Annotated in this window: 23 protein-coding genes and 2 tRNA genes; 15 read left to right on the top strand and 10 right to left on the bottom strand. The window is 62.2% G+C overall.

Annotation, left to right across the window (positions count from 1 at the left end; genetic code table 11):
• Positions 1–26 precede the first annotated feature (26 nt).
• Complete coding sequence (locus ACZ5YV_RS09415; RefSeq protein WP_464787392.1) at positions 27–257, bottom strand: DUF2188 domain-containing protein; 231 nt, start codon at positions 255–257, stop codon at positions 27–29.
• Between the two features lie 4 nt (positions 258–261).
• Positions 262–879: a DNA-3-methyladenine glycosylase family protein gene (locus ACZ5YV_RS09410; RefSeq protein WP_464787391.1), complete on the bottom strand. Its 618-nt coding sequence runs from the start codon at positions 877–879 to the stop codon at positions 262–264.
• A gap of 78 nt (positions 880–957) precedes the next feature.
• On the opposite strand from ACZ5YV_RS09410, the gene ACZ5YV_RS09405 reads away from it, so the two are divergent.
• A complete protein-coding gene (locus tag ACZ5YV_RS09405) occupies positions 958–1,275 on the top strand; it encodes a 2Fe-2S iron-sulfur cluster-binding protein (RefSeq protein WP_464787390.1) in 318 nt (105 codons plus the stop codon).
• A 21-nt stretch (positions 1,276–1,296) separates the two neighbouring features.
• On the opposite strand, the gene ACZ5YV_RS09400 is transcribed toward ACZ5YV_RS09405, so the two are convergent.
• Both ACZ5YV_RS09400 and ACZ5YV_RS09395 read right to left on the bottom strand, forming a co-directional pair.
• Complete coding sequence (locus tag ACZ5YV_RS09400) at positions 1,297–2,043, bottom strand: hypothetical protein (protein WP_464787389.1); 747 nt, start codon at positions 2,041–2,043, stop codon at positions 1,297–1,299.
• A 51-nt stretch (positions 2,044–2,094) separates the two neighbouring features.
• Positions 2,095–2,835, bottom strand: a complete 741-nt coding sequence (locus ACZ5YV_RS09395; RefSeq protein ID WP_464787388.1) for a TrmH family RNA methyltransferase — start codon at positions 2,833–2,835, stop codon at positions 2,095–2,097.
• A gap of 107 nt (positions 2,836–2,942) precedes the next feature.
• Between ACZ5YV_RS09395 and ACZ5YV_RS09390 the strand changes: the two genes are divergently transcribed.
• From ACZ5YV_RS09390 to ACZ5YV_RS09375, 4 genes are all read left to right on the top strand, one after another.
• Positions 2,943–3,029: transfer RNA gene (locus ACZ5YV_RS09390), tRNA-Tyr, on the top strand.
• 113 nt (positions 3,030–3,142) lie between these two features.
• Positions 3,143–3,463, top strand: a complete 321-nt coding sequence (locus tag ACZ5YV_RS09385; protein WP_464787387.1) for a DMT family transporter — start codon at positions 3,143–3,145, stop codon at positions 3,461–3,463.
• Between the two features lie 70 nt (positions 3,464–3,533).
• Positions 3,534–5,813 (top strand): glycoside hydrolase family 3 N-terminal domain-containing protein, encoded by a 2,280-nt coding sequence (locus ACZ5YV_RS09380; protein ID WP_464787386.1) that lies wholly within the window; start codon positions 3,534–3,536, stop codon positions 5,811–5,813.
• A 290-nt stretch (positions 5,814–6,103) separates the two neighbouring features.
• Positions 6,104–7,960 (top strand): ABC-F family ATP-binding cassette domain-containing protein, encoded by a 1,857-nt coding sequence (locus tag ACZ5YV_RS09375; protein WP_464787385.1) that lies wholly within the window; start codon positions 6,104–6,106, stop codon positions 7,958–7,960.
• A 4-nt stretch (positions 7,961–7,964) separates the two neighbouring features.
• Here ACZ5YV_RS09375 and ACZ5YV_RS09370 read toward each other — a convergent pair whose 3' ends face one another.
• The gene (locus tag ACZ5YV_RS09370; RefSeq protein WP_464787384.1) at positions 7,965–8,411 is read right to left on the bottom strand and encodes a nuclear transport factor 2 family protein; all 447 of its coding nucleotides are present in this window, start codon (positions 8,409–8,411) and stop codon (positions 7,965–7,967) included.
• A 240-nt stretch (positions 8,412–8,651) separates the two neighbouring features.
• The gene (locus ACZ5YV_RS09365) at positions 8,652–9,956 is read right to left on the bottom strand and encodes an NtaA/DmoA family FMN-dependent monooxygenase (protein ID WP_464787383.1); all 1,305 of its coding nucleotides are present in this window, start codon (positions 9,954–9,956) and stop codon (positions 8,652–8,654) included.
• Between the two features lie 114 nt (positions 9,957–10,070).
• Between ACZ5YV_RS09365 and ACZ5YV_RS09360 the strand changes: the two genes are divergently transcribed.
• Positions 10,071–10,235, top strand: a complete 165-nt coding sequence (locus tag ACZ5YV_RS09360; protein ID WP_464787382.1) for a hypothetical protein — start codon at positions 10,071–10,073, stop codon at positions 10,233–10,235.
• Between the two features lie 28 nt (positions 10,236–10,263).
• Entirely contained in the window at positions 10,264–11,109 is an 846-nt protein-coding gene (locus ACZ5YV_RS09355; RefSeq protein WP_464787381.1) for an SDR family oxidoreductase, read from the top strand.
• Here the strand turns inward: ACZ5YV_RS09355 and ACZ5YV_RS09350 are convergent.
• The gene (locus ACZ5YV_RS09350; RefSeq protein ID WP_464787380.1) at positions 11,031–11,315 is read right to left on the bottom strand and encodes a hypothetical protein; all 285 of its coding nucleotides are present in this window, start codon (positions 11,313–11,315) and stop codon (positions 11,031–11,033) included. The genes ACZ5YV_RS09355 and ACZ5YV_RS09350 overlap by 79 nt on opposite strands.
• Before the next feature lie 237 nt (positions 11,316–11,552).
• Between ACZ5YV_RS09350 and ACZ5YV_RS09345 the strand changes: the two genes are divergently transcribed.
• The 5 genes from ACZ5YV_RS09345 (at position 11,553) to ACZ5YV_RS09325 (ending at position 18,208) form a co-directional block, all read left to right on the top strand.
• Entirely contained in the window at positions 11,553–12,224 is a 672-nt protein-coding gene (locus ACZ5YV_RS09345; protein ID WP_464787379.1) for a TadE/TadG family type IV pilus assembly protein, read from the top strand.
• The gene (locus ACZ5YV_RS09340) at positions 12,197–12,892 is read left to right on the top strand and encodes a TadE/TadG family type IV pilus assembly protein (protein WP_464787378.1); all 696 of its coding nucleotides are present in this window, start codon (positions 12,197–12,199) and stop codon (positions 12,890–12,892) included. Before ACZ5YV_RS09345 ends, ACZ5YV_RS09340 begins: the two co-directional genes overlap by 28 nt.
• A 95-nt stretch (positions 12,893–12,987) precedes the next feature.
• The gene (locus tag ACZ5YV_RS09335) at positions 12,988–14,772 is read left to right on the top strand and encodes a pilus assembly protein TadG-related protein (protein WP_464787377.1); all 1,785 of its coding nucleotides are present in this window, start codon (positions 12,988–12,990) and stop codon (positions 14,770–14,772) included.
• Between the two features lie 130 nt (positions 14,773–14,902).
• A complete protein-coding gene (locus tag ACZ5YV_RS09330; RefSeq protein WP_464787376.1) occupies positions 14,903–16,084 on the top strand; it encodes an HlyD family secretion protein in 1,182 nt (393 codons plus the stop codon).
• Positions 16,085–16,090: 6 nt separating this feature from the next.
• On the top strand, positions 16,091–18,208 hold the full coding sequence (locus tag ACZ5YV_RS09325; protein ID WP_464787375.1) for a glycosyltransferase: 2,118 nt from the start codon (positions 16,091–16,093) through the stop codon (positions 18,206–18,208).
• Between the two features lie 67 nt (positions 18,209–18,275).
• On the opposite strand, the gene ACZ5YV_RS09320 is transcribed toward ACZ5YV_RS09325, so the two are convergent.
• Positions 18,276–18,366: transfer RNA gene (locus tag ACZ5YV_RS09320), tRNA-Ser, on the bottom strand.
• 228 nt (positions 18,367–18,594) lie between these two features.
• Between ACZ5YV_RS09320 and ald the strand changes: the two genes are divergently transcribed.
• Positions 18,595–19,710 (top strand): alanine dehydrogenase, encoded by a 1,116-nt coding sequence (gene ald, locus ACZ5YV_RS09315; RefSeq protein ID WP_464787374.1) that lies wholly within the window; start codon positions 18,595–18,597, stop codon positions 19,708–19,710.
• Positions 19,711–19,720: 10 nt separating this feature from the next.
• Here the strand turns inward: ald and ACZ5YV_RS09310 are convergent, their stop codons facing one another.
• Positions 19,721–20,923, bottom strand: a complete 1,203-nt coding sequence (locus ACZ5YV_RS09310; RefSeq protein WP_464787373.1) for a phospholipase D-like domain-containing protein — start codon at positions 20,921–20,923, stop codon at positions 19,721–19,723.
• Positions 20,924–21,046: 123 nt separating this feature from the next.
• On the opposite strand from ACZ5YV_RS09310, the gene rpoZ reads away from it, so the two are divergent.
• On the top strand, positions 21,047–21,391 hold the full coding sequence (rpoZ, locus tag ACZ5YV_RS09305) for a DNA-directed RNA polymerase subunit omega (RefSeq protein ID WP_449474068.1): 345 nt from the start codon (positions 21,047–21,049) through the stop codon (positions 21,389–21,391).
• 211 nt (positions 21,392–21,602) lie between these two features.
• Here rpoZ and ACZ5YV_RS09300 read toward each other — a convergent pair whose 3' ends face one another.
• The gene (locus ACZ5YV_RS09300; protein WP_449474674.1) at positions 21,603–22,049 is read right to left on the bottom strand and encodes a hypothetical protein; all 447 of its coding nucleotides are present in this window, start codon (positions 22,047–22,049) and stop codon (positions 21,603–21,605) included.
• A 145-nt stretch (positions 22,050–22,194) separates the two neighbouring features.
• On the opposite strand from ACZ5YV_RS09300, the gene ACZ5YV_RS09295 reads away from it, so the two are divergent.
• Entirely contained in the window at positions 22,195–22,866 is a 672-nt protein-coding gene (locus tag ACZ5YV_RS09295) for a spermidine synthase (RefSeq protein WP_464787372.1), read from the top strand.
• The last annotated feature ends 150 nt before the right edge of the window (positions 22,867–23,016 follow it).

Genomic DNA, 23,016 nt, shown 5'->3' with positions numbered 1-23,016 from the left:
TCTGGTTCCGCAAAAATTGAAAAAAGTCAGGAAGACGCAGCGTCTTGCTGGTTCGTCCAGAGCGTATCGAACCTGGTTCCCTGCATCAGCAGGACGCTCGCGGGGTAGCCACCATCCCCGGCCTTGCGCGCCGTCTCGGTCGCGTTTTCGACAGCGGCTTCGCGGGTGGCGAAGGGGCCATAATAGCGGTTGTCGAGATTGATCTTCCAGACGCCCTCATGTTCCAGGACGATGTAGCGGGCATGGGGCAGGGACATGGGTTTAGAGTACCTCCGTATTATAATGATGCCAGGCCATGATCGCGGCAGCGCCCCTATGGGGCCGCCACCGTTCGGCAAGCGCCCGCGTCTCGCGCTCGCTGGGCCGTTCGGGCAGGCCGAGGATGCGGCCCACCTCGATCTGTACGGCCAGGTCACCCGCAGGCCAGACGTCGGGCCGCCCTTCGGCGAACAGCAGGTAGATTTCGGCTGACCAGCGGCCAATGCCCTTGATCTGCGTGAGAAGGGCGATGGCTTCCTCGTCATCCGGGGGCAGGGCGTGAAGGTCAACCTGCCCGCTTGTGACCAGTTCGGCGAGGCTTCGGGCATAGCCTTGCTTCTGACGGGACAGGCCGCAGGCCCGCAGCGCGTCGAGATCGCGGGAGAGCAGCTGCTCCGGCGCGCATCCTTCGCCCAGTTCCGCCTCCAGCTTGCGCCAGACGGCGGCAGCCGCCGCGACGCTCACCTGCTGACCGACGATGGTGCGGAGCAGCGTCTCATAACCCGGCTCCCGCACGCGCGGCAGGGGATAGCCGACCCGCGCCAATGCGGCGGCAAAACCGGGTTCAAGGACGGCGATCGCATCCAGGCTTTCGCGCAGCTGTTCCGGGGTGGTGACCATGCTCTGCTTGTTTCCGGCTCTTGATTTATCGGCGCCCCCGCCTATGAGCGGCGGTGGAAAATTTTGGGATCGAGGTACATGCCTAAACTGATAGTGGTCAACCGTGCGGGTGAAGAGCAGGCTGTCGAGGGCGACAGCGGCCTGTCCGTGATGGAAGTCATCCGTGACAACGGTTTCGACGAGCTTCTGGCGCTGTGCGGCGGTTGCTGCTCCTGCGCTACCTGCCATGTCTATGTCGATCCCGCCTTCGCGAGCAAGCTGCCTGCGCTCGGCGAAGACGAGAACGATCTGCTCGACAGCTCCGATAATCGCAATGAGAGCAGCCGCCTGTCGTGCCAGCTGGTGATGAACGACGATCTGGACGGCCTGCGCGTTACGATCGCGCCGGAAGACTGATCCTCTCGATCGGGGCGCCCGTTACCGGCTGACGCGCAGCGTCGCCATGGGCGCCTCGCTCGTCAGCGGGGTGATCCGCCAGACGATCCGCTTGCTTGTCGCGGTGCTTTGCGCGCCGTCCTCCTGATTCTGGCTGACGATTTCTGCGTTGGTAGTCAGCGTGAAGTGGCCGTCGAGCGCCTTTGACGCGTCCTCGCCCGATCCGGTCTGCCCCATCGGTTCCCGGCTCTTGTCGAACCCGTTGGAATAGCCCGGAGCCTTCACTCGTACCCGATCGTCGCCGCGCAGCTCGATCGCGACGAAGGGCAGGACGATTTCCGCATCGCTGTTGAAGGGGAAGAGGAAGTTGTGGGTCAGCCGCCCGCTGATCGCATAGTCAATCTCGAACTTGTGATTGCCCATGTAACGGGCTGACCGGAACCCCTTCTCCTTCAACAGGGCCGTCGCGATCGCCTGCATCTGCGCCTCGTCACCCGGTGCGTTGCCCCGATCGAAGCGTTCCTCGTTGCCCTGCTGCATCGCGGTCTTGTGCAAGGCGCTATCCTTCTTTTCCGGCGCGCCGTCGCCGACGGGACTGTCGCCGGGTGTGCCGGAGGAGGAGCCAAGCCCCTTCATGTCGGACGATAATATCTCGCCCTTGTAGGTGAAGCTGAACTGCCGATCCGCCCGGATATCGAGGGTCGATTCGAACTTGCCCGGCGTCACCAGACAGGCGCCCAGCATCAGGCAGCAGGCTAACGCGCCAGCGGTGCGAAGAATTGCGGCCATATCGTCCCCCGTTCCCATGCGCCGATGGAGGGCGGCGCACCTTGTGCCCCGTTACCGGCTCGCGGCGGCGTACAGGGCGATCGCAGCCGCGTTGGAGACGTTCAGGCTCTCCATCCGCGGGCTGATCGGCAGTTTAGCCAAAATATCGCAATGGGCCATGCTGTTGTGGCGAAGGCCTTCACCCTCCGCGCCCAGCACCAGCGCGACGCGCGATTCGCCGATCGCCTCGCCCAATATCGTGTCCGCCTCGCCATCCAGGCCAATGCGCCAATATCCAGCCTCTGCAATCTCATCGAGCGCGCGGGCAAGGTTCACGACGCGCACCCACGGCACGATCTCCAGCGCGCCGGATGCGGATCGGGCAAGCACGCCCGATTCAGGCGGCGCATGCCTGTCCTGCGTCACGATGCACAGCGCGTCGAACGCCGCCGCCGATCGAAGGATCGCGCCCACATTATGCGGATCGGTCACCTGATCGAGTACCAGCACGGGCCGCCTGTCATCCTGGCCCGCTTCCAGTGCGTCGCCAAGCCATACGTCATCCAGCGGCTCCACTTCTGCGACAATGCCCTGATGGGGAGCATCGGACGGCACCATGCGGCCAAGGTCCGCCACATCGGCATAGACGATGGGCAGCACTGGCGGCAGGTCGAGCGCGTTAAGCGCGTCGCGGGTGCCCCAGATTTTCCGGACCACCCGGTTCGGATTGGCGAGAGCCGCGATGACGGCATGCCGCCCGTAGAAGCGGGGGAAGTTGCCCTTGGGCTTTGCGCTGCGATGTCCTTTTTTCATGGAAGTGCTCTTTTCACATCCGGCCATTGACAGGCAAGCCTCCATTCGCCATTGAGCGCGCCTCCAGCGCGGTAAAAGGCAGTTTTTGCTTGCCGCGTAAGGGCACTGGACAGGTGGCCGAGTGGTTAAAGGCAGCAGACTGTAAATCTGCCCGGGTTTCCCGTACGCTGGTTCGAATCCAGCCCTGTCCACCACCCTTCGGGCTTTTGGCCTTCGGGCTTTTGCCCCATCGCGGGCGCGCCGCCTCTTTCGGGTTTCCGGCCTGCGCGCTTTCCATCCGAGCCCGTCTGAAGAAGGACCGCTCGTCATGGCGTGGCTCGTGCTTGGCATCGCTATATTCACCGAAATCTGCTGGGCGCTCAGCCTCAAATGGGCGGCGACCATCGGCAGTTGGCAGGCTTCGTCCCTGCCGATCGCCTTGAGCTTCCTGAACATGGGCCTGCTGGCGCTCGCGATGAAGGGTATTCCTGCCGGGACCGCCTATGCGATATGGACCGGCCTTGGCGCGGTTGGCGTCATCATCGGCGGCATGATCCTGTTCGGCGACCGCATCGCACCCGTGCAGGCGGGTTTCATGGCGCTGATCGTCATCGGCGTCATGGGCACGAAGCTGTTCGCGCCCGGCTGATCCCGCACCCGCAACATATGGCGGAGCAGGGCGTTGGCCCGGCAACAATCATCCGTTACGCTGTCGTCCAATGACCATCGACCGTCGCGCCTTTCTGGCTGCCGCCATGTCCGGCTCCTTCGCTTTCCCCTTTGCGCGCCGGGCGTTCGCCGCGACCGAAGTGGAACGCGTAGACGCGCTGATCGCCCGCATGACCGTGGAGGAAAAGGCGGGGCAGATGACATGCCTTACCGACAGCTTCCGTCCCTACAACCCACCCAATCCGCAAGTCGGCATTCAGGATGAAAAGCGGCTGGCGGAAGAGGTGCGCAAGGGTCGGGTAGGCTGCCTCTTCAACGGCATCGGCGTGGCAGGCGCGCGCCGTGCGCAGGAGATCGCCGTCAAGGAAAGCCGCCTTGGTATCCCTTTGCTGCTGGCGGGCGACGTGATCCATGGGCTGAAGACCATCTTTCCCGTGCCATTGGCGGAGGCCGCGAGCTTCGATCCCGCGCTCGCCGAACGTACGGCCCGTGCCATGGCGCAGGAGGCGAGCGCCGCTGGCCTGCATCTGACCTTCGCGCCCATGGTCGATGTCGCGCGCGACCAGCGTTGGGGCCGGGTGGTCGAAGGGGCAGGGGAGGATGTCTATCTGGGCAGCCTGTTCGCCGCCGCCCGCGTCCGGGGATTTCAGGGCCGCGATCTGCGGCGGGATGACTCGCTCCTTGCCTGCCCGAAGCATTTCGCCGCCTATGGCGCGGTCGCGGCGGGCCTTGAATATGGTAGCGTGGATATCTCCGACGAAACATTGCGAGAAACGCACCTGCCGCCCTTCGGCTCTGCCTTTGCGGCAGGCGCGCTCACCACCATGGCGGCGTTCAGCGAGATCAACGGCGTCCCCGCTACCGCCGACCGCGAATTGCTGACCGACCTGCTGCGCGGCGAGATGAAGTTTCGCGGCTTCGTCTTCTCCGACTATACCGCCGACGAAGAACTGATCGCGCATGGCTTTGCGGAGGATGAGCGGGACGCAGCGCGCCTGGCGGTGCTGGCTGGCGTCGACATGTCGATGCAAAGCGGCCTCTATATCCGCCATTTGCCCGATCTGGTGAAGAGCGGCGCGGTGCCGATGGGGACGATCGACGTTGCCGTGCGCCGCATCCTCTATGTGAAGATGGCGATCGGCCTGTTCGACAATCCTTACCGCTCCATCAGCGAAGAGGCGGAGCGGACCCGCATCGCCACGCCCGCGCATCGGGCACTGGCGCGGGAGGCGGCCGGACGCTCGATCGTCCTGCTCCAGAATAGCGGCATCCTGCCGATCGATCCCGCCAAACGCCAAAAGATCGCGCTGATCGGCCCGTTCGGTGAGGACCGCGCCAATATCTACGGCCCCTGGGCGTTTTATGGTGAGAAGGGAAAGGGCGTGGACATTGCCGCCGGGTTGCGTGCCGCTATGCCGGACCCGGCTCTGCTGAGCATAGCCAAGGGCTGCGACATCATGACGCCGATCGACGGCGGCATCGCTCAGGCGGTCAAGGCGGCGAAGGCAGCCGACATCATCCTGCTCGCGCTTGGCGAATCGCAGGACATGTCGGGGGAGGCGCAGTCGCGCACCGTGATCGAACTGCCGCCGCCCCAGCAGATGCTGGCCGATGCTGTGGCGGCCACGGGCAAGCCTGTCATCGTGCTACTGCGCCATGGCCGCGCTCTTGCGCTGCATGGGTCCGTCGCGAGCGCGCAAGCTGTCCTCGCCACCTGGTTCCTGGGATCGGAGGCTGGCCATGCCATCGCCGACATCCTGTTCGGCCGGGTCGACCCTTCCGCCAAGCTGCCGGTCAGCTTTCCGTGGGAATCGGGTCAGGAGCCCTTCTTCTACGATCGTAAGTCCACAGGCCGTCCGGTGATCGACAATCGCACTGAATATCGCGCGCGCTATATGACCACGGACAACAGTGCCCGCTATCCCTTCGGCCATGGTCTCAGCTACACGACATTCGCGCTCGACAATCTAAAGCTGTCCGACACCGCCTTGCGCTGGGACCGGGCGATCGAAGTGACGGCCCGGCTCACCAACAAGGGGGACCGGCGCGGCAGTGAGGTGGTGCAACTCTACATCCGCGATCGCGTGGCAAGCCGCACCCGTCCCGTGCGCGAGCTAAAGCGCATCGAACGCGTCACGCTCGGGCCGGGAGAGAGCAAGACCGTGCGCTTCTCCCTGTCCCGCAGCGACCTGCAATTTGTCGGATCGGGCAATCGCATCATTGCGGAACCCGGCCTGTTCGACCTGTGGCTCGGGCAATCGTCCGAGGGTGGCCTGCACAGCCAGTTCACCCTCTATGCGGAGGAAGCCACGCCCGCGTCCGCCCGATAAGCCCGTCTCGGCGAAGGTCGGGCAGGCACCGCGCCGCACCAACGCGCTTTCCTACAGGGGCTGGTCCATGGCATGGTGCTATCGGCTCTTTCCCACCGTGAACCTTCCGCGCCCCATGGGGCCGGGGTGTCATTTCGCAAAAATTCTCCTATTGCGAAATCGACGCCACCCGTCCGTACCCGCGCAAATGCGTCGGCCACAACGGTGTGAACTTCGCAACGTCTTGCGTGACTGCAAAACTCCCTGCCTGCACCTTCACCACCCTGCGCGGCTCTGCTAGAGGGCGTCCCATGCTGAATATCAGGGATATCACCGTGCGGCTGGGTGGCCGTACCATCATCGACCGCGCCAGTGCCGCACTGCCGCCGCGCAGCCGCGTGGGTTTGATCGGCCGCAACGGCGCGGGCAAGTCCACGCTGATGAAGGTCATGATCGGGCAACTTGATCCCGACGATGGCGGTTGCGACATGCCGCGCGACACGCGCCTGGGCTATATCGCGCAGGAAGCGCCCACTGGCACGGCGACGCCTTTCGAGACCGTGCTGGCCGCCGACAAGGAACGCGCCGCCCTGATGGCGGAGAGTGAAGCGACCCATGACCCCGATCGCCTTGGCCATATTTACGAGCGGCTGATGGCGATCGACGCCTATACCGCGCCCGCCCGCGCCGCGCGTATTCTGGTCGGTCTGGGCTTTGACGAAGAGATGCAAGGACGCCCGCTCGACAGCTATTCGGGGGGCTGGAAAATGCGTGTCGCGCTCGCCGCGCTGCTCTTTTCCGAACCTGACCTGCTGCTGCTCGACGAACCCAGCAACCACCTCGATCTCGAAGCGACGATGTGGCTGGAAAGCTTCCTCAAAAATTATCGCGGCACCGTGGTCGTCATCAGCCATGAACGCGATCTGCTCAATAACGTGGTTGATTATATCCTGCATCTGGAAGGCGGGAAGATCACCCTTTATCCGGGCGGCTACGATGCGTTCGAACGGCAGCGCGCCGAACGCCTCGCCCAGCAGGAGGCCGCGCGCGTGAAGCAGCAGGCCGAACGCGAGAAATTGCAGGACTATGTCGCCCGCAACTCCGCTCGCGCCTCCACCGCAAAGCAGGCCCAGTCGCGCGCCAAGGCGTTGGCGAAGATGCAGCCCATCGCCGCCGCGATCGAGGACCCGTCGCTGTCCTTCGCCTTCCCCAGTCCGCCCGAACTGCGCCCGCCGCTTATCACCATGGACATGGCGGCGGTCGGCTATGGCGACACGCCAGTGCTGCGCCGGGTGAACCTGCGCATCGATCCAGACGACCGGCTGGCGCTGCTCGGCCGCAACGGCAATGGCAAGACGACCCTTGCGCGCCTGATCGCGGCGCAGCTGGCGCCGATGGAAGGGTCGATGAACAGCTCGGCCAAGATGAATGTCGGCTATTTCACCCAATATCAGGTGGAAGAACTCGACATCTCCGACACGCCGCTCCAGCATATGACCCGCGTCATGAAGGGCGCGACGCCGGGTGCGGTCCGCGCGCAACTCGGCCGCTTCGGCTTTTCGGGCGAGCGTGCAACGCAGCAGGTCGGCTCCATGTCCGGTGGCGAACGCGCACGACTGGCGCTGGCGCTGATCACCCGTGATGCCCCGCATCTCCTGATCCTCGACGAACCGACCAACCATCTGGACGTCGACAGCCGCGAAGCGCTGGTGCAGGCGCTCAATGAATATTCCGGCGCGGTCGTCATTGTCAGCCACGACCGCCACATGATCGAACTGGTCGCCGATCGCCTCGTCCTGGTGGACGGCGGCACGGCTCAGCCCTTCGACGGCAGTCTGGAGGACTATACCGACATCATTTTGCGCAAAGCCGACAGCGGCGGTGACGCGCCCAAGGACCGCAAGGCGGAAAAGCGTAATGCAGCCGAATGGCGCGAAAAGCAGAAGAGCCTGAAATCGGCAATCAGCAAGGCAGAAAAGGAGATGGCGACGCTCTCGGCCGAACGCAGCCGCATCGACCAGGCGCTGTTCGACCCGAAGGCAGCGACGGGCGCCGAAGCGAAAATGACCACGACCGACCTCATGGTCCGCCGCGCCTCGGTCGAAAAGAAGCTGGGTACGATCGAGGAAAGCTGGATCGAAGCGAGCGCGGCGCTGGAGGAGCTATAAGGCGTCAGCCCGCATCGATACGCAGGCGTGTCAGGCGGATTTCACTGATGCGCCAGCCATCGGCCAGCCGCACATAGCGTTCGTGATAATGGCCATAGCCATGCATCCAGCGGAAGGGCAGGGGTGAGCCTTCCTGCACCCACAGCTTGTCCTCCATCGCCCAGATACCGCTGGCTTGGCTGTCGGTTTCGATGTGAATCTCGGGCATATGGCCGTGGTGAACGGTTGTGACCCGCTCCAGCATGGGCGCCAGGCGCGCCAGATAAGGCGCAGCGCCGTGGATCAGCATGTTCTCGTCCCGTTCCCCGGCGGCATCGCGGAAATCGGCGACTAGGTTGGGCGCAAAGACCGCCTCCAGAGCGGCCCAATCCTTATTGTCCATGGACCGGAAGTAACGCGCCTTCAGGGCATATATCGCTAAAGTCGCAGCGATCTTGTCGGTTTCAGTCAAGCTGTCCTCTCCATCTGCCCACGACTTCCTGGCCGTCTGGAAGGGGCCCTAACGCGGGGGGCGCCGCAGTCCAAGCGAGCCTTTTGCGGCCGCGCCAACGGCGGCTCGCGGCTGTGGCTCCGCGTGAACCAACGCGGTGGGGATGCCAAAACAACTGGAGCGCGCCGCTATGTGCGGGCGCGCTCCAGCTTCAAGATTGAGGAAGGCGCGGAGCAGGGTAACCGCTCCACGCCAACCGCGTCAGAATTCGCGCAGGATTTCGCGCAGCGTCGTGCCCTCATATTCGGTGCGCACCGCGCCTGCCTTCTGAAGGGTAGGGATGACGCCGTTGACCAGATCGGCAAGCTGATGGTTGTAGCCCGATCCTTCGATCAGGAACCCGTCGCCGCCCACTTCGTCCATCACCGCCATCATCTTTTCGGCAACCTGTTCCACGGTGCCACTGAAGTCCATGCCGCTCGCACCCTTCCCGACGGAGAACAGGTCGCGGAGGGATTTGCCCTCTTCCCGGCCGGCCTTCTTCATGAACTCAAGGGCGCTGGTGTGGCCGCCTGCCACGATGTCCTGGGGCACGGGCGCGTCCACATCATAAAGCGAGAAGTCGACGTCGAGCGACGACGAAGCCATGACGATATTATGCTCGAAAGAAGCCTGCTTTTCGGCCTCGGTCATTTCGGGCCGCTCGCCGCCTTCGGGGAAGATTTCCACCGGCGTCAGGAAGAAGACCTTGATGTCGTCGGGATTGCGCCCCTGCGCTTCGGCACGATCCCGAATGTCCTGGCGATAGGCTTTCATGCCCGGAACACCGCCGGTCATCATGCCCAGCACGACTTCGGCATTCTTGGACGAAAACTGGCGGCCACGCTCGGACGCGCCCGCCTGTGCCAGAACCGGATAGCCCTGCGGCGACCGCAACGTGTTCAGCGGTCCGCGTGAACGGAAATGCTTGCCCTCGAAATTGACGGTGTGAACCTTGGTGTGATCGACATAGACGCCGGTTTCGGTGTTCGCGACCAGCGCGCCCTCTTCCCAGCTATCCCACAGTTTCTTGACCAGCTCGACGAATTCATCGGCAATGTCGTACCGCTCGTTCGGCGGCAGCAGCTTCTCCATGCCGAAGTTCAACGCCGCGTTCTTCTCGCTCGACGTCACCATGTTCCAGCCCGCACGCCCCTTGGTCAGGGAGTCGATCGTCGAAAGCAACCGCGCGAGGATATAGGGCGGATAGAAGGTGGTCGAAGCCGTCGCGATCAGGCCGATGTGTGATGTTTCCTGCGCCATCACCGGCAGCAGCGGCATGGGGTCGAGCTTGGGCGACAGCGTAGCATTCTTGAGGTCCAGCTCCATCGAGCCACCGTAGCGATCGCCAACGATCAGGCTGTCTTCGAAGAAGACAAAGTCGAACTTAGCCGCCTCAAGCATCTTGGCCAGTTCCTTGTGATAGGAACCATCCGCCCACTGTGAGCCAAACTCCTTGCCATCGCCCGGCCAGGAAGTCGCGCCGAACTTCGTGAAATAGCCAAGGTGGAACTTCGTGTGGGCCATAGCCTGATACTCTCTCTAAGGTTTATCTCATTAGCATTTTCAAACGGTGGCCAGCGGTGCCCACGGCAGATCATCTGCTAAGGCACACCTACCCCGGCCATCTGCTCCTAATAGTTGACGAATATCAACCTTTGTCAAGTGGTAGAAGCAATTCCGGTTCGAGGCGTTTCAAAAAAGCACCGTTTCGAGCATCGCTCGATGCTGAAAGACATCATGATCTGGCTTGCGACGGAGTGGATTTCCCGGAACAACGGCGGCTGGCGGTCGGCAAAAGCCTGACGTCCTACGATCATCAGGAGCTTTGGGGATGCGCAAGGTAGCAATAGTAACGGGCGCGACGCGCGGGATCGGCAAGGCAGCCGCACTTGAACTTGCAAAGTGCGGTTTCGCGGTCGCGGTTACCGGCCGCACCCGGCGGGAAGGAGAGGGACGACTGGCAAGTCCAGGGGCTTTGGATGCTATTGCCGTACCCGGCAGCATCGAAGCTACCGTACATGAGGTCGAAGACGCTGGCGGCGAGGCTCTGGGCATCCCGATGGACATATTGGACCGCGCGTCCATTGATGCCGCGGTGGATGCGGTGCTTGCCAAATGGGGCCGGATAGATGGCCTGTTCAACAACGCCATCTATCAGTCGCCCGCCATCATGTCGCCCATCTCCGCAATCGAAGCGGACGCTGCGGAGATGGCCATGCGCGGGATGATGGTCAATCAGCTGCACATCACGCAGCGCGCGCTTGAACCCATGCTGAAACAGGGTGGCGGACGCATCGTCTTCATCACCAGCGGCGCGGGCAGCATGCTCTGCGAACGAAAGCTGACCGAGGGAGGCTGGGGCCTGCTATATGCGGCGGGAAAAGCCGCTTTCAGCAAACTCGCGGAGTTTGTCGATCTGGAATATCGGGATCAGGGGATTGCGAGCTTCCACATACAGCCCGGCCTGACCATCACTGAAGCCATGACGGCGCAGTATGGCGAAGCCGCCAAGGGGTTTGGCGGCGGATTGCCGTGCTATACGCCCGCCGATACCGGACGCACGGTCGCCTGGATGATGGCTTCTCCGGACGCGCCAGCCTATGCCGGACCCACGCTATACCAGGCGCCCACCTTCTTCGAGGATAATGGCATCGTTCCGCGCTTCCCCGGCGACTGAACCTGGCCTGCCCATCTGGCGCACCCTTCACTCGTCCCGGATGCCCGCGCGAACTGGTCTCTCAAAGGCTTTGTCAGGTAGGAAATCATCGTCCGATTTTCGGTTTCAATGAACAGTTTCGCAGGCATGCCGGGCTTCAGCCTCAGTTCGGGATGTTCCGCAAGTTGCGTCTCATCTATTTCAACCCGCACCGGGTAGAAACTCACCTTGTCCTCGGGTCAGCCGTCCGGTCGGCATCCGCTACGGTAACTCGATCGTCGAAGCGCATCAGCACCTGCACATGGGTGGCGCGAAGGAATCGTCCCTCCGTGAAGGCAGGCCATGCAGGGCTGCTGCCCGCCCGGAGTGCCGATCTCGATCACGCCCACCCGCCTAGGCCGTTTACTAAATTTGAACGCTGATCGGCGATATAGCCTTTGATATAGCTTTAAGGATGCCGCCGCGTGGCGATTTTACGCAGTATCTTTTACCCACTGAAAGCGGTTCGCCGCTTCGGTACGAACCTGTCGAAAGACAGGAAGGGTACGGCTGCCCTGGAATTCGCCATCATCGCACCGGCTTTGCTCGCGCTGCTGTTCGCGATCCTGTACACGATGATGATATATTTGGCGCAACAGATGCTGGAGACTGCCGCCCAAAGCGCAGGGCGCCTGCTGTTGACTGGCTCAGCCCAAACGACCCAGCTGGCCAATGGTCACATGGGCATGACATCCGACGACTTTAAAGACGCCATCTGCAACGGGTACTCCGGCACCAATTCGAGCGGGCAGGCCGTCAGCGTTCCATCGCTCCTGCCCGCGATGCTCACCTGCTCTCGGCTAACGGTCAACGTTGCCACCGCAAGTGGCTATAATGTGGGCAGCACGTCCGCGCCGACATTCACTTATGACAGCAATGGCGTGCTGACCTCGACGGGGACGGGCTACATCTACCAGTCGGGCGGTAGCGGCAAAAACCGTATCGTCGTTCTTCAGCTGGTGTATCTGTGGCCGACAGGAAAAGGGCCGCTAGGCTTGAACCTGATAAATCAGCCCAATGGCAATCGCCAGCTTGTGGCAACGTCGGTGTTCACGACGGAAGATTATTCATGCAACGCGTCGCAAAGCTCATGCTGAAGCGCTTCAGGCAGGATGCGCGCGGCGCAGTCATCGTGGAATTTGCGATCTGTCTGCCGGTGCTTGTGCTCATGTACACGGGCGGAGTTTGCCTGTCGGACATGATCGCCTGCAATCGCAAGGTGACGATAGCGACCCGTTCGCTGGTCGACCTCACCAGCCGAACCATGTCCCCCACGGTCATCTATAACGCGCCGCAGAGCGCCAATGCGAAATCCTATCTCAGCGCCAGTGCCGTTGTCCTGGCGCCTTACAAGCTCAACAATGCGACCGAGCAGGTCTCGCTGCTTCGGATCTGCGACGCCACGCATGCCTATGTCGTATGGACACAGGCGCAGACGCAGAATGTCGATGGCAGCGTCGTCACGCCCACAACTTCAGAACACACTGCGGGCACGCTTCCAACTGTCGAGACGCAGTCGGCTAACGCCGTCATCTCGATCCCGGCAGATATGATCAATTCCACTATGGTGCCGACGTCGCCGGACGGATCGAATGTTTGTCAAAATCTTGTTCCCGGCGTCGCCAACAAGACCCAGGTCGGCACTGCCGGCGGCTGGCTGTACATGGGCAAGATCACTTACAATTTCACGCCATCGGTCAGTTATATACCTATCCGGACCACGGCGCTCACCCACACCATCTACATGACTCCTCGTCTTTACTAGGTGCTTGACCGATGACAAAACTCTCTTGTCTCCGTTCTTCGGCTGCGATGGCCAGCCTCGCTGCTCGTCTAAAGGCCGATCAGCGAGGCGGGGCCATGATGATCATGGCATTTTCGCTCATCCCGTTGACCTTCGTCACCGGGTTTGGCATCGATTATTCCCGCGCCATGAGCCTCCAGACGCATCTGAACGCCGCTGCCGACGCAGCGGCGCTCGCGGCTGTCGGACCCTCCATGATCCTTCAGTCGAACAGCGACGCGACTGCTGCCGCGCGTACTATGTTCAGTGCCCAGGCCAGTCTCCTGAGCGGTTACCAGAACCTTCAGGTGACCCCCACGATTACGGACGGCACGTCCGGCGGCAGCGGCGCACTGGGCTATCTGCGCAAGGCTACCGTCAGCTACACGGCCAAGTCGGTCAATGTATTTGGTGGTATTCTGGGAGCAGGCACCCTGACGGTGAGCGGAACGTCCTCCGCTAGCGCCGCGCAACCGCCCAATGTCGATTTTTACCTTGCGATGGACAATTCGCCATCAATGCTCCTGCCTGCGACGTCGGATGGAGTGAGCAAGATTATCGCGGCCACCAAGACGGCCGAAAATGCGAACGGCTGCGCCTTTGCATGCCATGCGATGCTTCCGAAAACCGACAATATTTACGTCAAGGATCAGCAGACCCGCCATATATTACTATCGGCAGGATATTATACGTCTGGTTCCACGACCCAGAATGTCTTCTACAGGTGGGATTCATCTGCCAATCTGGTCTATGACAGCGCGGGTAATCTCATGACGTCATCCTCGACACCGACGGTTACGGGGCCTACGCGGACGACAGCCGGATCGAACGGCAATAGGCGGAACATCGACACCACTGTCAGTACTTATAACGTAACCACTTATACCGTTACGTCCAGTTCCAGCGGCGCGTCTACCGTCAACAAGGTAGTGACGCCGACCACGACCACGACAGTGGTTTCCACGCCGACCAGCGGTGGCACCTCGACCACAACTGTGACCACAACTACGAGCACGCCAGCGATTACTACCTACGACACGGGATACTGGGCTGACGGTTATTGGCTCACACATAATTACGGGCGGATCTATGGCAGTCCCGCCAGCATTACCCTGCGCAAGGACGACATGGTTTCGGCCGCATCGCAGTTGATCCCTTTCGCGGCCAACCAGGCATCGCAATATCAGGTCACTTATCGGGCACAGATGTTTTCATTCGACTGGACGCGATCCGGCAATACTTCGCCCGTCCGAACGCTCAATAGTCTGAACAATGTCGCGTCCTACGGCAGCGGGTTTTCGGCAACATCCCTGTTTCCGGCGGATGATTATTGGTGGAAAAACTCGATGCCGACGAGTGGGAGCAATATAGACGATAAAGCGACCGAAGTTACGAACATGCTCACTACGATGAAAAACCTCATCCCCAATGCGGGAACGGGTGCTCCCGGAACGACGCCGCAAAAGATATTGTTCCTTATTACTGACGGTATGCTGGATCAGCCAAATGGCGGCGGCCGTTATTTCGGACCAATGCGGAGCAGCGACCTGACTGAATGCACGGCCATCAAGGCCAAGGGTATCAAGATCGCGATCCTCTACACGCAATATCTGCCGGAATCTCTTTCCGGCGACAGCTGGTCGCAGACGAATATCGCTCCGTTTCTGCCGCGTCCTCCCTCGCCATATCCGGCTGGGAACGCCGGGAACTCCGATCAGGTTCTGACCGCGCTACAAAGTTGCGCGTCATCCGGCGTCAATGGTTCACCGTTGGTGCAAACAGTGACAGCCGATGACAGTATCACCACGGCTCTGCTGCAACTATTCTCCACAGCCCTCCAGACGGCTCGACTGGTTCAATAGCGATCGCAAATCGATGGTGCTGAGAGCGAACCGGCGCAAGAGGGCGCTGCGAGATGTCATTAACGCGCCGCTAACCATCCGATGTTACGCTTCGGAGGATTGTTAAAAAGGCAGCGGGTTAGCGGCGAAAATGATTGAGATTCAAAATCTTTTGCGCGCGCGGATGACGCGTATCATATTGGCGACCGCCCTGATCGGGGGCGGGGCCATGGGTTTCGCGCCCTATGTGTTGAACGACGTTTCCACCCAGGCCGCGATCAACGCTCCGCTGATCAGGCTGACGGCCGCCGCCGATGGGACAGTCGCCAATCTCCCGGCGAACGGCCACTATTTCGACAAAGCCACCGGAATACATTTGTTGGACCTGTCGCAGGATACGGGCGAGGTCGCCGAATTGAAGGCTCAAGCCGAGATGGCGCAGACGGAAATGGCGCTCAGCGAACGGCAATTGGCGGAACTGAACGGCCAAGGTCAGCGATTGGAACAGCGCGCGACGCTTTTTTCCGGCGCGATGGCAACGCGTCTTACCGCTGATCGTGACTCCGCGCAGGCAGATCTCGCGGGATGCCAGGCCGAACGCGCAGAGCAGGCCGCCAATCTTGCCCGCACGCGCGTTCTGGCGGCGCGGGGCTTCATATCGCCCGCCGGGGTGCAGAAGGCGGAAGCCGCCGCATCGCTCAAGAACAGCAATTGCAGCAGCGCCGCCGCCAGGCTGCGGGCCATTCAGGTTACGCGTAGCGCGGCGGAAGCCGGGGTGTTTATCGGCGACAGTTATAATGATGCGCCCTATGCGGTGCAGCAGGGTGATCGTCTGCTCTTGCAGAAGCAGGCGGTCGAAAAGACGTTGAGCGACGCGACTGCCCGTTACCGTCAGGCCAGTCTGAGATTGAAGGACGCACTGGCCCGGGCGGGCTATCGTGCCCCGGCGGGAACTTTGGTGTGGGCGGCGGCCGCCAGTCCCGGCGCCGCCATTCGCGCAGGCGAGCCGGTGCTCGACCTGATCGATTGCCGACGGCGCTTCGTCCAGGTCGCCCTTCCAGAACGGAAGGCTGAAGTGATCGGTCCCGGCACGCCCGCAGACGTCCGTATGATCGGTTCCGATCAGTGGCTTAAAGGGCAGGTCGTGAACATCACCGGCGCGGCGGGGCGGCGCAGAGAGGAATTGCTGGCTGCATCCACCTATTCATTGCCGGAAGATCGAGAAATTCTGGTCGACGTCGCATTGCCGGCGCCCGAACCCCGGCGGGTCGATGCCGCGCGCAAATGCGATGTTGGGCGTTTGGCCGAGGTCCGGTTCAGCCGCAGGCTCTGACGGCACATGTCCGGCATCGCCACCATCGCGCCCTTCGCGCCTCTGGCGTTGCTGGTGGGCTTCTTGCTGCTTTTCGGCAAGATATGGCCGTGGCGCGCCGGGCTGGTCGCGACGATTGGGTGCACCATTGTCTATTATCTGCAGTGGCGGATCTCACAAACGATTCCCTGGGGTGAGGGGGCGGGCAAGCTATGGTGGCCTCTGACCTGTCTGCTGGTGGAAAGCGCCGCGCTATTCGATGGCGCGATCTTGCTGGCGATCCTCTCCCGGCCGCGCGACCGGTCGGCGGAGGCTGATGCGGGCGAGGCACGGCTGCGCGCTGCATGGGAAGAAGAACCACTGAATTTACCCCCGGTGGATGTTTTCATAGCCACCTATAATGAACCGCGCGAAGTGCTGGAAAAAACCATCCTCGGCTGTCTCGCCCTCGACTGGCCGGACGCGCGCATATGGGTGCTGGACGATGGCCGACGACCCTGGGTGCGCGATCTGTGCATGGCAAAGGGGGCTGGCTATATTAACCGGCCGGACAACAAGGGCGCGAAGGCCGGCAATATCAATCACGGGCTGACGGTCACGGACGCGCCGTTCGTGGCGGTGTTCGACGCCGACTTCGTGCCACGCCGAGACTTCCTGCTACGGACCATGGGCTTTTTCGAGTCTGAGCGGATCGGCATCGTCCAGGTTCCGCACAGCTTCTACAATCATGATCCCATGCAGACCAACCTGGGCCTGCAACAGGCCATGCCGGACGATCAGCGATTTTTCTTCGAAGCGATCATGCCGGGGCGAGACGGCTGGGACGCCGCCTTTTGCTGCGGATCGAACTCCGTGACGCGCAGGACTCTGTTTGAATCGATCGGCGGAGGGCTGCCGGAAGGATCGATCACCGAAGACATGTTGCTGACGCTGGCCAGTTTGCGGCAGGGCTATGTCACTCGCTATCTGAATGAGCCTCTGGCCTTTGGCCTCGCTCCGGAAAGCACGACCGCCTTCTTTGTTCAGCGTCAACGCTGGGCGCAGGGTGCGATCCAGATACTGTATCTGAAAGAAGGCCCTTTGGGGCCAGGATTGAAACTGCGCTATCGCCTGTTGTTCCTGCCCAGCGCATGGATCACGCAGGGCTTCCAATCCATGTTCACCGTGCTGACGCCCATTTGCTTCATGTTGTTCAATCTGGCTCCGATGGTCGGCATCGATCTGGAAGCGGTCATTCACTATGTCCTGCCGCTGATCGTCGCCATGCTGAGCGGCATCACGCTTCTGGCACCGGGGCGCTATTACCCGCTTGCCGCGCAAATTTTGTCGTTGTTCCAGACCTTCCGCATTCTGCCGGTTGCCCTGCAAACATTGTTCCGTCCAAAAGGTCTTGTCTTCAAGGTCACGCCCAAAGGGTCGGACGCGGGCGGAAATCCATGGGAAAGAACGATATTGTTCGTAGCGCTCGGCCTCCTCGCGCTCAGTTTCGCTGGCCTGATGATCAATGTTACTCCGGAATATAGGGTCGTGTCGCAGGTCGGCCTGCTGCCCATGGTGACTTTCTGGACGATCGTGAACATGTTCATCTTGCTGCTGGTTGCCATGATGTGCCTGGAAAAGCCGCGTGTCCGGGGTGAGGAGCGCTTCGCGCTGCGACAGGTCGTGACGATCCTGAGCGCGCAGGGGCAGATGATCCGGTCAGACAAGGGCGACATTTCCATCTCCGGTCTTGGGCTGGAGCTTGCTGAACCGGCGGAGCTGAGTGTCGGCGAGCGCGTCGAGGTCGTGTTACCGGACGTCGGCCTGTTGCGCGGATTTGTACGCCGTTCGGGCAGGCGCCTTGGCATTGAATTCGACTTTCATTCAGAGGAAATCCGTGACCGGCTGATCGTCGCGCTGTTCACGAACGAAATCCGGATCAATGCCGTTCGTCCGTCCGCCGCCGCCGCTGCTCTGGCTGTCGTCAAACGCCTCTGGCTGGCGGATCTTCGGACCCCTGAAATACATTCCCGTATCGCCGACAGAAATCCGGCGCCCGAGAAATTAAGCGCAACCACGCGTGTCGTCCCAGCAGCGCCCCAAGGACCCAAAAGAGCGCCTGACCGCGATATGTCCGGCAACGACAGGGTAACTCGGGCAGCCTGATAAATCCACGCAAGAACGGGTTGTCCAACAGGATCACATTTCGCTTCTAGGCTTTTCACTAAGGTGGTGGCGGAGCGGGAGGGATTCGAACCCTCGATACGCTTTTGACGTATACTCACTTTCCAGGCGAGCGCCTTCGACCACTCGGCCACCGCTCCGCATGCACTGGAAGGCGGCTCCCTATCGCGGCGCGCGGCGGGTGGCAAGGGGATGCCGCGACTTTCCTGCTTCAATTTCGCGGCGCTATGCTTACTGCCTGTCAGTTGCGTCCGATAGACCGTGACGGATAGGCAAATGTCCGGCCGCAACCTACATTCAGGAACAATAGCTACATCCGGCGATACCCTATCCAGACGCGGCATCTCTCCGGAACGGAAAGGCTGAACATGATTGTAGGCACGGTCAGGGAGATCAAGAATCACGAATATCGCGTCGGCCTGACGCCTGAGAGCGTGCATGAACTGGCGGCCCATGGCCATCGCGTGCTGGTGGAAAGCGGCGCGGGGGAGGGGATTGGCGCGCATGATGCGCTGTACGCCAGAGCCGGGGGCGAGATCGTCCCGAGCGCGCGCGACGTGTTCGAAGCGGCCGAAATGATCGTGAAGGTGAAGGAGCCGCAGTCCGAGGAGCGCGCCATGCTGCGCCCGGGCCAGATCCTCTACACCTATCTGCACCTCGCCCCCGACCCGGATCAGACCCGTGACCTCATGGCGTCGGGCGCTGTCTGCATCGCCTATGAAACCGTCACCGACGCAAGCGGCGGCCTCCCGCTGCTAAAGCCCATGAGCCAGGTCGCCGGACGGATGTCGATCCAGGCGGGCGCGACGGCGCTGGAAAAGGCGAATGGCGGGCGGGGCGTGCTGCTCGGCGGCGTGCCCGGCGTCCTCCCGGCCAAGGTCTGCGTCATCGGCGGTGGCGTCGTCGGCTTCAACGCGGCGCAGATGGCGGCGGGCCTGGGTGCGGACGTCACCATCCTCGACCGCAGCCCCGAAGTGCTCGAACGGCTCGGCATCTATTTCGAGGCGCGGGCCAAGACCCGCTTTTCCAACCGCGCCAATCTGGCCGAATGCGTGGCGGAGGCGGACCTCGTCATCGGCGCCGTGCTGATCCCCGGAGCCGCCGCGCCCAAGCTGGTCAGCGCCGACATGCTCAAGACCATGAAGAAAGGCTCCGTGCTGGTCGATGTCGCGATCGATCAGGGCGGCTGTTTCGAAACCAGCCATCCCACCACCCATGCCGATCCGACCTATATCGTCGATGGCATTGTGCATTATTGCGTCGCCAACATGCCCGGCGCGGTCGCGCGCACCAGCACCTACGCGCTCAACAACGTCACCCTGCCGCATGCGCTGCGCATCGCCGATCTGGGGTGGAAGAAGGCTCTGCAATCCGACCCGCATCTTCTCGCAGGGCTCAACGTCTGGGACGGCAAAGTGACTTACCAGGCCGTCGCGCAGGCGCTGGACCTGCCCTTTACCCCGGCGGAGGAAGCGCTGGCCTGATGACCGCCCCCTAATCCGCGTCCGGATTGCGGAAGTTCAACCGCCGGGTGACGGTGTAATCCACCACACCCACCAGGAAATAGCTGATCCACTGCTTCACCAAAGTCAGCATCCCGCGCTGGGCCTTGTAGCGTTCGAGCGTGATCTGTCGGCTTTCCTCTGCGCGACGGCTGATGAACGCCCTCGCTTCGTCAGCCAACGCCTTGTCCTCGATCCGCAGCATGATCTCCAGATTCAGGAACAGGCTGCGCATGTCGAAATTGGCCGATCCGATGAAGACCGCGTCATCGATGACGATCAGCTTCATGTGCAGCTTGCACTTCTGATATTCCCATATCTCCACCCCGCGCCGCAGCAGCGGTCCGTACAGCAGCCGCGCCGCCGCCACCGTCGCGCCATTGTCCGACCGGGACGGCAGGATCAGCCGCGCGCCCTCCCGCCGCGCCGCGCGCGCAATGCGTTTCAGCATGCCGCGTCCGGGCGAGAAATAGGCGGCCACCATGTCCACCCGCCGCGCATGCTCCAGGTCATGCTTCACTACCTGCGCCCAGGGGCTTAAGCGTCGGGTCGGCCCACCGATCAGCCATCGCATCGGATCATCGGGATCATGGTACAGCGACGGGTGCCAATGCCGCACCATCCGCCGCAATGTGCGGAAACTCTGCTTGCTGGTCGATACCCACCGCCACAGCTGCCCATACCAGTTGGTCATCGCCGCGACCTGCGGCCCGTCGATCAGAAGGCCAAGGTCCACCCAGGCATCCTCTTCGGGCAATCCGAAATAGGCATCCTCCACATTGAACCCGCCCAGCAGCAGCCGCCGGTCGTCCGCGATGGTCATCTTCTGATGGTTGCGGATCAGGTAGCGGGTAGACCGCCGCGCGCCGAATCGGCCAAACCGCCCCCCGGCCTTTATCAACGGGTCGAAGAAGGCAACCGGCGTGTCGGCCGATCCGAACGCATCGATCATCAACGTCACGGCAACGCCGCGCCCTCGGGCCGCGATCAGCCGGTCCAGCACCATCCGCCCGCTCTCGTCGGCGGCGAAGATGTAATAATAGAGCTTCAGGCTGTCCTGCGCGCCATCGATCAGGCCGATCAGCCTCTCTCGCAGGGCGGGACCATGTTCGATCACGTCCAGCCGGTGCCCCCGGATGGACAGGCCGATCCCGGCCTCGTCGCTCTTCGCTGGGGACTGCCGGTTGGTCGCCATATCCCGTTCATGCGCCTAATTGCCGCTATGCGCCACGGCTTTATGGGCTTTTCATTGACTCCCCGCTCGCCCGCTGATAGGCGCTGCCCTCACGATTTCCATCATTTTGCCAGGAGCGCCCGTTTGGCCCGCGTTACCGTCGAAGATTGCGTCGACAAGGTTACCAACCGTTTTGACCTCGTCCTGCTTGCGGCGCAGCGCGCCCGTGAGATTTCCGGTGGCGCTGAACTGACGTTGGACCGCGACCGCGATAAAAACCCGGTCGTCGCCCTGCGCGAGATCGCTGAAGAAACCGTTTTCCCGGCCGAATTGCATGATTCGCTCGTTGGGTCGCTGCAAAAGGTGCAGATCGACGACGACGACACGCCGGACGAAATCGGTTCGATCGCCCAGTCGGCAGAGGCCCTGCGCCTCACCGCCGCCGCCCCGCCGCGCAACCAGAATGTCGGCGGCGACTACGACGGCTGATCCGTTTATCGGTTCGGAGAGGGAATGAGGCTCGGCCTGCGCAAGCAGGACCGGGCCTCGATCCGTTTTGGGGGGCATACTCTAATCGCCTCTCCCCTTCAGGGGAGAGGGTGCCGAGCGCAGCGAAGGCGGGAGAGGGGACTGTAAAGTCAACCCTCGCTCCCCTCTCCCTAACCCTCTCCCCTGAAGGGGAGAGGGAACATCTCACCCCTCAATTCCCCAAACAAAAATCCCGCAAAGCCCGCGCATCATGCAGCGCATTATGCGGTATCCTGCTATTCGCCGCCGCACTAAATCCCGCCGCATTCACCAGCTGCAATTGCAACCCGTTCATATCCACCATCTGCCCCGGCCCGGTCACCAGCAGCGCGCAGAAATGGGCCAGATCCTCCGGCCAGTCGGCAACGATCACCGGCTCCGGATCGCCCGCCAGATAGTCGGCCAGATGATGCGCGGCCTCGACCCGGCCCAACTCCATGTCGATCCCCGGCGGCACATGGCGCAGATAGGGGATGACGTTGCGCTGTACCCAGCCATGCGGCTCCTCCGCCAGCGGCAGCGACACGTAAAATTCATCGTCGCCAAATTCCGGCACCAGCGCGACGCTGATCAGCGCGCCTGCAAATCCGTTGAATTCGGTGTCGAGGAAATAGCGCATGAAAAAAGGACTGCCTGCTGGAAAGGGGAAAGGGGAAAGGGACTGCCCGCGAGATAGGGGCAGGGCGCCTCTTGCGCCAGCCTTTGATGATTTGCCTCGGCTCAAGCAAGCTGCCATGCGGGGCCATCGACACAAGGACCTGCCAGTGACCCCTCGCATACTCATTGACACCGCCGCCGTGCCGGGCGGACAGGAATTGAAGCTCTATAGCCGGGGCAGCGATCACATGATCGTTCTCGACCGCAACGAGCTAATGAGCAGCCGCATGAGTGGTTCGGAAAAGGCGCTAGCCGTCATGTCGCTTGAGCGCCTGAAGGGGCGAAAGGCGCCGCATCTCCTGATCGGCGGTTACGGCATGGGCTTCACCCTGCGCGCGGCGTTGGCGGGAATGGGGCAGGACGGTCGCGCCACGGTCGTCGAACTGGTGCCCAAGATCATCGAATGGGCGCGGGGTCCGATGGTGGAACTGGCGGCAGGCTGTCTGGACGACCCGCGCGTCACCCTGATCGAAGGTGACGTCGCGGCAGAGATCGCCGCCAGCCAGCAACGCTATGACGCCATCTTGCTCGACGTCGACAATGGCCCCGACGGCCTCACCGCGCCCGCCAACGACCGCCTCTATTCCTCCGCTGGCCTCTCCACCGCCAAGGCCGCGCTGAAGCCCGGCGGCATCCTTGCCATCTGGTCCGCCGCCCCCGACGCCGCCTTCACCCGCCGCCTGCAAAACGCAGGCTTTCTGGTCGATGAGGTAGCGGTCAAAGCCCGCGATAACGGCAAAGGCCCCCGCCACGTCATCTGGTTCGCCCAGAAGCGATAAGCCTAACCCTTCTCCCGCGAACGGGAGAGGGGCGCGACAACCCCTTCCCAAAAACTCCGTCATCCCAGCGAACGCTGGGACCTCAGGCCACCAGACCGAACGCTACCTCCCGAGATGCCAGCCTCCGCTGGCATGACGCCAAGCAGTGAC

It is taken from the genome of Sphingobium sp. TomTYG46, from assembly GCF_055396345.1.
This window is presented reverse-complemented; position numbering and strand designations above follow the sequence as displayed.